Origin of the sequence: Azohydromonas lata NBRC 102462, from assembly GCF_001571085.1 — a bacterium.
Lineage (GTDB): Bacteria > Pseudomonadota > Gammaproteobacteria > Burkholderiales > Burkholderiaceae_C > Azohydromonas > Azohydromonas lata.
This window is the reverse complement of the sequence record NZ_BCTC01000162.1, coordinates 1-10,671: the sequence shown is the minus strand read 5'-3', so window position 1 is coordinate 10,671 and position 10,671 is coordinate 1. Positions and strand designations below refer to the sequence as shown.

Annotated in this window: 10 protein-coding genes and 1 pseudogene; 7 read left to right on the top strand and 4 right to left on the bottom strand. The window is 65.7% G+C overall.

Going from position 1 to position 10,671, the window contains the following annotated elements:
• Positions 1 to 427: 427 nt before the first annotated feature.
• Positions 428 to 1,264: an IclR family transcriptional regulator gene (locus tag ALA01S_RS29055; protein ID WP_218011550.1), complete on the bottom strand. Its 837-nt coding sequence runs from the start codon at positions 1,262 to 1,264 to the stop codon at positions 428 to 430.
• A 234-nt stretch (positions 1,265 to 1,498) separates the two neighbouring features.
• Here ALA01S_RS29055 and ALA01S_RS29050 point away from each other — a divergent pair, with 234 nt between their 5' ends.
• Complete coding sequence (locus ALA01S_RS29050; RefSeq protein ID WP_043460676.1) at positions 1,499 to 1,726, top strand: ferredoxin; 228 nt, start codon at positions 1,499 to 1,501, stop codon at positions 1,724 to 1,726.
• Between the two features lie 36 nt (positions 1,727 to 1,762).
• The gene (locus ALA01S_RS29045) at positions 1,763 to 2,725 is read left to right on the top strand and encodes a VOC family protein (protein WP_066342898.1); all 963 of its coding nucleotides are present in this window, start codon (positions 1,763 to 1,765) and stop codon (positions 2,723 to 2,725) included.
• A 330-nt stretch (positions 2,726 to 3,055) separates the two neighbouring features.
• Here ALA01S_RS29045 and ALA01S_RS29040 read toward each other — a convergent pair whose 3' ends face one another.
• From ALA01S_RS29040 to ALA01S_RS29030, 3 genes are all read right to left on the bottom strand, one after another.
• Positions 3,056 to 3,778 (bottom strand): SDR family oxidoreductase, encoded by a 723-nt coding sequence (locus ALA01S_RS29040; protein WP_066342896.1) that lies wholly within the window; start codon positions 3,776 to 3,778, stop codon positions 3,056 to 3,058.
• Positions 3,779 to 3,793: 15 nt separating this feature from the next.
• Entirely contained in the window at positions 3,794 to 4,645 is an 852-nt protein-coding gene (locus ALA01S_RS29035) for an SDR family oxidoreductase (protein WP_066342893.1), read from the bottom strand.
• Positions 4,646 to 4,726: 81 nt separating this feature from the next.
• A complete protein-coding gene (locus ALA01S_RS29030) occupies positions 4,727 to 5,665 on the bottom strand; it encodes a LysR family transcriptional regulator (RefSeq protein ID WP_066342901.1) in 939 nt (312 codons plus the stop codon).
• Between the two features lie 418 nt (positions 5,666 to 6,083).
• Between ALA01S_RS29030 and ALA01S_RS29020 the strand changes: the two genes are divergently transcribed.
• The 5 genes and pseudogenes from ALA01S_RS29020 to ALA01S_RS29000 all read left to right on the top strand — a co-directional run.
• Positions 6,084 to 6,845 carry an electron transfer flavoprotein subunit beta/FixA family protein gene (locus tag ALA01S_RS29020; RefSeq protein WP_066342889.1) on the top strand — a complete coding sequence of 254 codons (762 nt, stop codon included), beginning with the start codon at positions 6,084 to 6,086 and terminating at the stop codon, positions 6,843 to 6,845.
• 1 nt (position 6,846) lies between these two features.
• A complete protein-coding gene (locus ALA01S_RS29015) occupies positions 6,847 to 7,779 on the top strand; it encodes an electron transfer flavoprotein subunit alpha/FixB family protein (RefSeq protein ID WP_066342888.1) in 933 nt (310 codons plus the stop codon).
• A gap of 17 nt (positions 7,780 to 7,796) precedes the next feature.
• Positions 7,797 to 8,456, top strand: coding sequence for a glutathione peroxidase (locus tag ALA01S_RS29010; RefSeq protein WP_066342886.1), 660 nt, complete (start codon positions 7,797 to 7,799; stop codon positions 8,454 to 8,456).
• An 81-nt stretch (positions 8,457 to 8,537) separates the two neighbouring features.
• Positions 8,538 to 10,226 (top strand): electron transfer flavoprotein-ubiquinone oxidoreductase, encoded by a 1,689-nt coding sequence (locus ALA01S_RS29005; protein WP_066342885.1) that lies wholly within the window; start codon positions 8,538 to 8,540, stop codon positions 10,224 to 10,226.
• A 110-nt stretch (positions 10,227 to 10,336) separates the two neighbouring features.
• Positions 10,337 to 10,671 (top strand): annotated as a pseudogene (locus ALA01S_RS29000) (NAD(P)(+) transhydrogenase (Re/Si-specific) subunit alpha); the annotation flags it as partial.

The window sequence follows — 10,671 nt, the reverse complement described above, 5'->3', positions numbered from 1 at the left end:
CCCGTGGCGCGCTCCTCGAACACCCAGACGTCGCGCCCGTTCCTCTGCACCACTTGCGGCTCGCGGCCCTTGTACTTGGCCGGCATGTGACGGGTGAACGCGTTGGGCGGTTCGATCACGTGGTCGTCGACGCTGACGAGGATGACATCTTCAAGCTTCATCGGGTACTCCCGTGCGGACAAGGCCGGCGCAGGGGCGCCGACTGGGTTGATCGGAAACGATGCCGAATGCTAGATCAATAATTGGACACTTTCAATGATTCTGTTCATATGCAAACCCTAGCATTGCGTTCGCGGGAAGGGACTGCGACCCGGCCGCGCAACGATCAGTGCGGCCATGGGCAATCCAGCCAAGGCCCGCAAGGGGACTCCGGCTATGGACAGGCAAGCTGGGAAAAAGGCAAGCCAAGCGCCGCAGGGCGCCCGGCTCAGTAGAGAACGGATTCGAGGCGGTGGCCGAGGTCGCGCAGCGCGTCGCCCAGGGCGTCGATCTCGGCCTCGTCGCGCTGGCCGCGGATCGACACGGCAGAGATGGTGTACGCCATGTTGGCGCTGGGGTCGCACACGGGCGCGGCGATCGCCACCACGCCGGCGGCGAAGTAGCCGTCGTCGATGGCCCAGCCGCGCCGGCGCGCGCGGTTGACCTCGCGAAGGTAGGTCTCGAACGACAGCGGGCGCGCCCAGCGCATCTCTTCGAAGGCCCGGCGCAATGCCTCCTCGCTCAGCCCCATGCGGCTTGCGAACAGGCGGCCGCTGGCGCCCATGAGAATGGGCAAGCGCTGGCCCGCAGGCATGTCGATGCGCAGGTCCGTCGGGCTGGACTCGGAACTCACCAGGACGATGCGGTCCTCGCCCATGCGGCGCCACAGCGTTACCGTGACGCTGTGGCGCGCCGCCAGTTCGTGCATGAGGGGCTGTGCCATCTGCACGCGCTGACCCTGCGTGACGAGCTGCTCCACCAGGCGCGCCAGCCCCAGCCCCGCCGAGTAGGTCTTGGACAGCGCGTTGAAATCCACCACGTCCTCGGCCACCAGCGTGCGCAGGATGTTGAAGCAAGTGCTGGGGTTGATGGAGAGATGCCGGGCGATATCGCTCGCGCGCTCGGGTGAGCCCTTCTGCGCCAGGTAGCGCAGGATGCGCACGGCGTTGACCACCGGCTTGACGATCACGCCGGCACCAGCTCCTTTGCCCGTGGACGACGAGGACATCGAGGAGTCGGCCGCCTCGGCGGGCTCGGAAGAGGAAGATGAGGTTTCGAGCTTCATGATCGGGACAGTGCGTTCAAATTCTAAGGCTAGGATGAGTTTCTCCAATGCGAAAAAACCCGTCTGTGCCTGAAAGGCACTGTCCTGATCGAGAAAGCGCACGCCCTGCCTCCTCTTGCACTGGACGGACGTGCTGAATCAGGGAGAACCCTGGTTTATAAATGCACACTTTATGGAAAGATGTGCATATCAATGGGCGCCGTCAACGTGGGCGGCCTGAACGAAGGAGACAACATGAGCACCACCGGCAAGGCTATCCAGTTGCGAGTCACGGCCGATCGCAGCCGCTGCTGCGGCTACGGCCTGTGCGCGCAGATGTGCCCGCAGTTGTACAAGCTCGACGAGAACGGCCTTGTCGTGCTGGAGACCGACATGGTGCCGGCCGGCATGGAAGAAGAGGCCCGCGAGGGTGCCGCGGCCTGCCCGGCGGAGGCCATCCTCATCGAGGAAGTGCAGGGCTGAGCCCCGCACCCCGTTCCCAACAGGAGACACAGCAGCGTGGACATCATCGGCATCGGCTACCTGGGCTTCGAGAGCGCCCGGATCGAGGAGTGGCGGACCTATGGTCCGCAGGTGCTGGGCTTTCAGGTCGGTGCCTCGCCCGAGGCCGATCCCGAGTCGCTGTACTTTCGGATCGACGACCGGCGCCATCGCTTTGCCTTCCATCCCGGCCAGAGGGATCGCCTGGCCTACATCGGTTGGGAAGCGCGCGGCAAGCTGGAATTCGAAGCCGCAGTGCGGCGGCTGCGCGAGGCGGGCGTGGACGTCACCGAAGGGGATGTCGCGCTGTGCGAGCTGCGCGGCGTCAAGGCCGTGGTTCGCTTCCGCGACCCCGTGGGCTACCAGCACGAGCTGTTCTACGCCCAGAAATGGATGCCGCGCTCGTTCCAGAGCGGTCGGCCCCACGGGGGCTTCGTGGCCGATGGACGTGGCCTGGGACACGTGGTGCTGATCACGCCAGAGTTCACGCCACAGCTGGAGCACTTCCTCACCGAGGTCATGGGCTTCCACTACTACGGCGCCGGCGCGGGCAAGGGCAAGACGGCTTTCTACCGCACCAAGCTCAACAACTGCACCAGCCACGACATTGCCTATGGGCACGGGCCCGGCAAGATGGGCATCCAGCACATCGGGCTGTTCGTCAAGTCGCTGCGCGACGTGGGCGAGACTTATGACATCGTCAAGCAGCGCAATCTGCCGATGATGATGACGCTGGGCCAGCACACGCAGGACCCGCACGTCTCCTTCTACCACTTCTCCCCGAGCGGCTTTGCCTTCGAAGTGATCACGGAGCTCGAACCCTGGCATCACGATGGTTTCGAGCTCAACCCCGAGAAGCTCAGTACCTGGGGCCACGAAGTCGTGGGCCCCATCCTCGGCCCGAGCGTGCGCTCGCCGCAGGAGGTGCTCGATGCCGAGGGCTTGGCGATCCTGGAGCGTAACAAGCACCGGCATGCCTGAAGCGGCGGCGCTGACCGGACGCTGAATTGCAGTCTGTCTCCTTCCCGGCCTTCTGCGGGATTTGGCCCGGCACAGGACCTGAAGTCCTGGCCGGGCTCTTTTTGCTCCGGATGCCGTAAGTGCGGCCTCGCCAGGCAGGTAGACAGCGACAGTCGGTGTCCCGGGAAAAGACCAGTCCGGGATGGAGGGGCGGTCAGTTGCGCAAGGCACGGTGGAGCGCCGGCGACATTGACGCTGCCGCGCCTGATGTGTCTCGCCGTTGGTGTGAAGCGCGGTGGATCGTTGGTATGGGCCTCGTGGCCGGACCTGCCACTGGGCCGGCCGCGACCCTCACGCTGATTCGGATGCCGACACCAGCAGCATGCGCGCAACATTGGCGTGCGCAGGTTGCTCCAACATGAAGCGCACTGCGCGTGCGACGTCCTGCGGCGCCAGCGGTGGCGTCTGATCGGCACGCACGCCCATGCCTTGCGAGCGCATGCGCTCGAAGATCTCGGTTTCCGTGGTGCCCGGCGCAATGGTGCCCACGCGCACGCCCGTGCCCTTGAGCTCCAGGCGCAGCGAGGTCGTGAAAATTTCCAGTGCCTGCTTCAAGCCGCTGTACGCGCCCATCGAGGACGAGCTCAGGTAGGCGCCGACGCTCGAGACGTTGATGATCGCGCCGCTACCCTGGGCCTTGAGCGCGCGCGCGAACACGTACGAGGCGCGTACTACCGCGTCGAAGTTCACGCGGGTCATCTGTGCCAGCTCGTCGAGATCGATCCGGTCCACCGGGCCGGAGACCACCATGCCGGCGTTGTTGATCAGGATGTCAACCCGCCCAAAGCGCTCCCGCGCCAGGTCCAGCAGGGCCTGGGGCGTGGCCGGGTCCTCGACCGCAGCAGCCAGGCAAGCACAGGGGCCGCCAAGGCTGTCCTGGAGTTCCACCAGACGCTGCGCGCGTCGGGCCGTCACCACCAGCCGGACCCCGGCCGCGCTGAGCTCACGCGCAATGGCTTGGCCAATGCCCGACGATGCGCCGGTGACGACGGCTACGTTGTCATGCAGTTCCATGCCGCTTGGCCTGCTTCAGCTGGTGGCCTTGGCAGCGAGGCGGGCTTTCATCTGCTCCTGAAAGTCGCGCTTGAGCGTGGGGTAGTAGGCAATCTGGCCCCCCATGCCGCCGGCAATGTCGATCGACGCGGCACTGATGAAGGAGGCGTGCTCGCTGGCGAGAAAAAGTGCCATGCCGGCCACGTCCTCCGGCTTGCCAAAGCGCCCCAGCGGCACGACCTTGAGCACCATGGCCTCGAACTCCTCGCGCGGCGTGCCTTCGGGCATCTCGCGGTAGTGACGGTCCCACTGGCCGGTATCGATCCAGCCCATGTTGAGCGTGTTGACGAGGATGTTGTCCTTGGCCAGCGACATGCCCAGCGACTTCGACATCGCAATGCAGGCAGCACGGTTGACCACCGAGGGGATGCCGTCCGGCGTGATCTGCACACCCGCCAGTGCGTTGATCTCGACGATGCGACCCCAACGCTGGCGCCGCATGTGCGGCACCACCGCCTGCACGAAACGGAAGTGTCCCATCTGCAGCACGTTGGCGTGTTCCAGGATCTGCTCGGGCGTGAGCGTGTCGAGATTGCCACCACGTCCCTGACCGGCGTTGTTCACAAGCACGTCGACGCCGCCCCATTGGCTCGCCACCTCGTCCACGAAGCGCCGCACGCCCTCGGTGTCGGTGACGTCCACCGCACGGGCGATGACGGCCTGTGCCTGGTGTCCCAGCTCTTCACCCGCGGCCGCCACGTCGGCCTCGGTTCGCGCGCATATCGCCACGCGTGCCCCTTCTGCCGCAAACGCGCGCGCGATCGCGCGTCCTATGCCGCGCGAGGCGCCTGTGACGATCACCCGCTTGTTGCTCAGGTCGATATGCATGGTTGTCTCCGTGTACGGCCGCCGCATCCGGGCGCCCTCTCTGGAATTCTAGACACAAATCAAGAAACCGTTCAGCAATACTCACTCGCCGTTGGCCGGCGTGCTGCTCGACATCGCCAGGAACTCGCGAAACGCCTGCGCTGCCGGGCTCAATGGCCGTTCACGGTTCCACGCGAGGCCGACCTCCATCACGGGCAGGTGTCCTTCCACTGCGACCGCCTGAATGCGCCGCCCTTCCAGAGACCAGGGGCGAAACACCAGGTCCGACAGGATCGTCACGCCCAATCCCAGCGCCACCATCTCGCGCAGCGCCTCCATCGACGACGTCCGGATCACCGAGGCGGGCTCGATGCCCGCGCTCTGCCAGTAGCGCATGGCGTTGCGATGCGCATCGTCCACCGTCGGCACGATGTAGGGATAGCGCGCGATATCGCTCCACTGCACCGTGCTGCGCTCGGCCAGCTCGTGCGTGGCCGACACCCATAGCCGGCGACGCGAATAGGCCAGCGGCTGCAGGTGCAACTGCTGCGGAGCGTCCAGGTTCGACAGCAGCAGTGCCGCGAGCTCGATGCGGCCGTCGTGCAGCTGCCGCTCGATCTGCAACCGTGGCAGCTCCAGCGGGACCAATTCGACGAGCGGAAACAGCTTCATGAACTTGGCCACGGCGGGCAGCAGGAAGTAGCCCTGCACGGTGTACGTGGCCGCGAGCTCCAGGCGCCCGCTGACGTCGGTGCGGTGATGGAAGGGAAAGCGCGCGGCCTCGCTGGCGAGTTCCAGGACGGCCTGCGCATGTTGCAGGAACGCATGTCCCTCGTACGTGAGCTTTACGCCACCTCGATTGCGTTCGAACAGCAGCGTGCCCAGCAGCCGCTCCAGCTCCGCGATGGCCAGCGTCATCGCCGACTGCGAGATGTTGATTTCTGCCGCGGCCACCGAGAGCTGTCCTGCTCGGGCAGCCGTCACGAAGTAGTGCAGCTGGCGAAGCGTGAAGCGTGGCGGTATGGAGGGACTCTTGGCCATGAGCAAAACCAATGTGAAACCACAGGAATTCACTAATGACTATGCCACGGAAATTGAACACAATTGCGCCAAGTGTCTTGAAACGCGACGACGCGCACCCGACACCCCAGACTGTGCCGAAGGCAACTGCGGCACGTATCCCGCCCACGCACCCAATGGAGCAGCGACATGGCATTTCTGCGGCAGTGCCTTCTGGAGGCAAGGAGGCGCTCAGGCGACCTCGAGGGTTGGATCGAGTCGATGGAGTCGACGCTCGGTCGCGACAGGACGACGGCTGACGCAACGCTGCAGCAGTCCGCGTATCCCATGTCGCTGGCCGCCGCCCAGGCATCGCGCTCGGGCCCTGTGCCCTCGGCGCGGCCGCAGGGCGGCTGATTGATATCTGCAGGCAAGACGCAATAACGAAGGAGCACAACCGATGAAGCTGCTGGTGCCCGTGAAACGGGTGGTGGACTACAACGTGAAGGTCCGGGTCAAGAGCGATGGCACAAGTGTGGACGTCGCCGGCGTGAAGATGAGCATGAACCCCTTCGACGAGATCGCCGTCGAAGAGGCGGTGCGGCTCAAGGAGAAGGGCGTCGCCACCGAGATCGTCGTGGTCTCCTGTGGCGCAAGCGCTTGCCAGGAGACGCTGCGCACGGCGCTGGCCATCGGCGCGGACCGCGCCATCCTGGTCGAGACACCCAGCGATCCGTCGTTCGAGCTGCAGCCGCTGGCCGTGGCCAAGATCCTCAAGGCGCTCATCGACAAGGAACAGCCGGGCCTGGTGATCCTGGGCAAGCAGGCCATCGACGACGACTGCAATCAGACCGGCCAGATGCTCGCGGCGCTCGCCGACCTGCCGCAGGCCACCTTCGCCTCCAAGGTGGAAGTTCTGGAGGGCAAGGCCAGGGTCACGCGAGAGGTGGACGGCGGCCTGGAGACGGTGGAAGTCACGCTGCCGGCGGTGGTGACCACCGACCTGCGCCTGAACGAGCCGCGCTACGTGACGCTGCCCAACATCATGAAGGCCAAGAAGAAGCCGCTGGAAACCGTCAAGCCGGCCGACCTGGGCGTCGATGTCACGCCGCGCATCAAGACCCTCAAGGTCAGCGAGCCTGTGAAGCGCGGCGCCGGCGTGAAGGTACCCGACGTCGCCACGCTGGTGGACAAGCTCAAGAACGAAGCCAAGGTGATCTGACATGGCCGCCCTCGTCATTGCCGAACACGACAACGCGTCCCTCAAGGGCGCGACCTTCAACACCGTCACCGCGGCGCTCGCCTGCGGCGGCGAAGTGCATGTGCTGGTGGCCGGTGAGAACGCCGCCGCCGTGGCCCAGGCCGCTGCCCAGGTGCAGGGCGTGTCCATGGTGCTGCACGCTGATTCACCGGCGCTGGGCACCCAGCTGGCCGAGAACGTGGCAGCACAGGTGCTGGCGCTGGCCGGTGGCTACAGCCATATCCTGTTTCCCGCCACGTCCAGCGGGCGCAACGTCGCGCCGCGCGTGGCCGCCAAGCTGGACGTGGCGCAGCTCAGCGACGTCACCAAGGTGCTGGGCGCTGATACCTTCGAGCGCCCGATCTACGCCGGCAACGCCATCGCCACGGTGCAGAGCGCCGACGCGGTGAAGGTCATCACCGTGCGCACCACCGGCTTCGACGCCGCGCCGGCCGTCGGCGGCAGCGCGGCCATCGAGACGATGGCCGCGGTGGCCGACAGCGGCAAGAGTGCCTTCGTCGGCCGTGAGCTGACCAAGAGCGACCGCCCCGAACTGACGGCGGCCAGGATCATCGTGTCGGGCGGCCGGGCCCTGGGCTCCGCCGAGAAGTTCACGCAAGTGCTCACGCCGCTGGCCGACAAGCTGGGCGCGGCGCTGGGTGCAAGCCGTGCCGCGGTGGACGCGGGCTACGCCCCGAACGACTGGCAGGTGGGCCAGACCGGCAAGATCGTGGCGCCCACGCTCTACATCGCCTGCGGCATCTCGGGCGCGATCCAGCACCTGGCGGGCATGAAGGACTCCAAGGTGATCGTGGCCATCAACAAGGATCCGGAAGCGCCGATCTTCAGCGTTGCGGACTACGCGTTGGAGGCTGATCTGTTTGGTGTGATACCAGAGCTGGTCGCTCAGCTTTGACGTATCGGGAGCAAGTGATGGGCACTGACGCGCACGTTGCGAAGTCCTGTACCGGGGAGCAGGACTTCTACGGGCTGATCCTGGAGCGCATCGATGGCAGGCCAATGCGTCTTGCACGCTACTGGGGGCAGGTGCTGCTGGTGGTCAACGTCGCATCCCGCAGTCCGCTGGCAACGACTCAGCTGCGGGAGCTGCAATCTCTGCATGAACGCTACAACGAGGTCGGACTGAAGGTCATGGGCTTTCCGTGCAACGACTTCGGCGGCATGGAGCCTTGGGACGACGGGCGCATCCAAGACCATTACGAGCGGACATTGGGTTTGAGCTTTACGCTCTTCTCCAAGGTGTCCATTGCCCGCGAGCCGCGTCATCCGCTCTTTGCCATGCTTGCTCGTGCAGCGGAAGTGCCGCGGGACGTTGGCGGCGTGCCACCGCATGCCCGGCTGGCCAGGGAGCCAGCGACGACAGCGGGCTCACAGGGTCCCGTGCATGACAACTTCGAGAAGTTCCTGGTCGGTCGCGACGGACGGTTGCTGCATCGGTTCGGCCCGGAGATACCGCCGCAGGCGCCGCAGGTGCTGACTGCCTTGGAGCAGGCGCTCGGTGTCGCGCGCAATGGCCTGTCCGCAGCGGCGGCGTCGGTCGGTCCTTCCAGCTTGCTTCCCAGTCCAGCCTGACCTGACCAGGGTCTGATCGCAGGACCGTCCACGTGCTTGGCGGCCCCGCGTACTCGCTCCCAATGCCTTGTCGACCTGTCCATGAACACCCAAGACTTCCTTCTGCAGCAGTACGGTCCGCGCGAATCCATGGAGTACGACGTCGTGATCGTGGGCGCCGGCCCTGCAGGCTTGGCGACTGCCATCCGGCTCAAGCAGCTGGCCTCGGCAGCGGGCTCCGAAGTTTCCGTCGTCGTGTTGGAGAAGGGCGCCGAGCCGGGCGCCCACATCCTCTCCGGTGCCATCATGGACCCGCGCGCGCTGACGGAGCTCATTCCCGACTGGAAGGAAAAGGGGGCACCGCTCAAGCAAGCCGTCACGGCTGACGAGTTCCTGTTTCTCTCCGAAACCGGTGCGCGAGCCACTCCGCACGGCCTGCTGCCCGATTGCTTCAAGAACGAAGGCAACTACATCGTGAGCCTGGGCGAGGTGGTGCAGTGGCTGGCCGCGCAGGCGGAAGAGCTGGGTGTGGAGATCTTCCCCGGTTTTGCTGCTGCGGAAGTCCTGTACGCCGAGGACGGCACGGTGCGCGGCGTGGCCACCGGCAACATGGGGCTCGGCAAGGACGGCGATCCGACCGACCACTTTCAGCTCGGCATGGAACTCCGCGGCAAGTACACCATCTTTGCCGAAGGCTCGCGCGGTCACCTGGGCAAGCAGCTCATCGAACGCTTCGCACTTGACGCGGGCAAGGATCCGCAGAGCTATGGGCTGGGCTTGAAGGAACTGTGGGAAGTCCCCGCAGCCAGCCACCGTGCCGGCCTGGTGGTCCATACGGCCGGTTGGCCCCTGGATGCGGACACCTACGGAGGCAGCTTTCTTTACCACGCCGCGGACAATCGCATCGCCATTGGCTTCGTCGTGGGTCTGGACTATGCCAATCCCTGGCTGTCGCCGTTCGAGGAGTTCCAGCGCTTCAAGACCCATCCTGCCATCGCCAAGCACCTCGCTGGCGGCCGGCGTATTTCTTATGGCGCGCGCGCCATCACGGCCGGCGGTCTCCTGAGCCTGCCCAAGACCGTGTTCCCGGGCGGCGCACTGGTGGGTTGCGACGCGGGCTACCTCAATGCCAGCCGCATCAAGGGCAGCCACGCCGCAATCAAGAGCGGCATGCTGTGCGCGGAAAGCCTGTTCGAGGCGCTGGCCGCGGGGCGCTGCGGCGACGTACTCTCTGCCTACCCGCAAGCCTTCGAGAAAAGCTGGCTGCACGCCGAACTGCTACAGGCCAAGAACTTCAAGCAGTGGTTCAAGAAGGGCCGCGCGACGGCGACCTTGATGACAGGCATCGAACAGTGGCTGCTGCCGCGCCTTGGCGTGAAGTGCCCGCCATGGACGCTGCGGCGCACCGCGGCTGACCACACCTTCCTCAAGCCAGCGGATCAATGCGAGCGCATTGCCTATCCCAAGCCGGACGGCAAGCTCAGCTTCGATCGCCTCTCGTCAGTGTTTGTCAGCAACACCAACCACGAGGAAAACCAGCCTGCGCATCTGAGGTTGCGTGACGAGCAGGCGGCACTGGACATCAACCTGATGACCTTTGCCGGCCCCGAAGCGCGCTTCTGTCCGGCGGGCGTGTACGAATACGTGGGGCAAGCCAACGGTCGGCAGAGACTGCAGATCAATGCACAGAACTGCCTGCATTGCAAGACCTGCGACATCAAGGACCCCACGCAGAACATCACCTGGGTCGTGCCCGAAGGCGGCGGTGGCCCGGCCTATGCCGGCATGTGAGCCCGTGGGCATCCGGCGGGACGGTGCGCTGGTCAAGGGACAGCAGCCTGCACAGGCGGGTTGCATGTGCAAGGGCTGCATCGTGATGGACAACAAAGGGAGTGTGATCAATGCGCATCGGCGTTCCGCTCGAAACCGCAACCGGTGAGACACGTGTCGCGGTCACGCCCGAGACCGCGAAGAAGCTCATAAGCCAGGGCCACCGGCTCGTTGTGCAATCCGGCGCCGGCGTGGCCGCAGCGGCGCCTGATGCCGCCTACGCCGCGGTAGGCGCTGAAGTCGTGGACGCCCGCGCCGCGCTCGGCTGCGATCTGGTGCTCAAGGTCCGCTCGCCCGCGGCGCAGGAGCTGGAGCACATGCAGCGCGGCGCCACGCTGGTCGGAATGCTCAACCCCTTCGACGCCGAAGGCCTGCAGCGCCTGGCTGCTGCGGGTATCACCGCCTT

What these genes read in the sequence shown, in the direction of transcription:
- ALA01S_RS29030 (WP_066342901.1), bottom strand. Translation starts at nt 5,665, where the DNA reads ATGGCCAAGAGTCCCTCCATACCGCCACGCTTCACGCTTCGCCAGCTG.
- ALA01S_RS29015 (WP_066342888.1), top strand. Translation starts at nt 6,847, where the DNA reads ATGGCCGCCCTCGTCATTGCCGAACACGACAACGCGTCCCTCAAGGGC.
- ALA01S_RS29035 (WP_066342893.1), bottom strand. Translation starts at nt 4,645, where the DNA reads ATGCATATCGACCTGAGCAACAAGCGGGTGATCGTCACAGGCGCCTCG.
- ALA01S_RS29005 (WP_066342885.1), top strand. Translation starts at nt 8,538, where the DNA reads ATGAACACCCAAGACTTCCTTCTGCAGCAGTACGGTCCGCGCGAATCC.
- ALA01S_RS29050 (WP_043460676.1), top strand. Translation starts at nt 1,499, where the DNA reads ATGAGCACCACCGGCAAGGCTATCCAGTTGCGAGTCACGGCCGATCGC.
- ALA01S_RS29010 (WP_066342886.1), top strand. Translation starts at nt 7,797, where the DNA reads ATGGGCACTGACGCGCACGTTGCGAAGTCCTGTACCGGGGAGCAGGAC.
- ALA01S_RS29040 (WP_066342896.1), bottom strand. Translation starts at nt 3,778, where the DNA reads ATGGAACTGCATGACAACGTAGCCGTCGTCACCGGCGCATCGTCGGGC.
- ALA01S_RS29020 (WP_066342889.1), top strand. Translation starts at nt 6,084, where the DNA reads ATGAAGCTGCTGGTGCCCGTGAAACGGGTGGTGGACTACAACGTGAAG.
- ALA01S_RS29055 (WP_218011550.1), bottom strand. Translation starts at nt 1,264, where the DNA reads ATGAAGCTCGAAACCTCATCTTCCTCTTCCGAGCCCGCCGAGGCGGCC.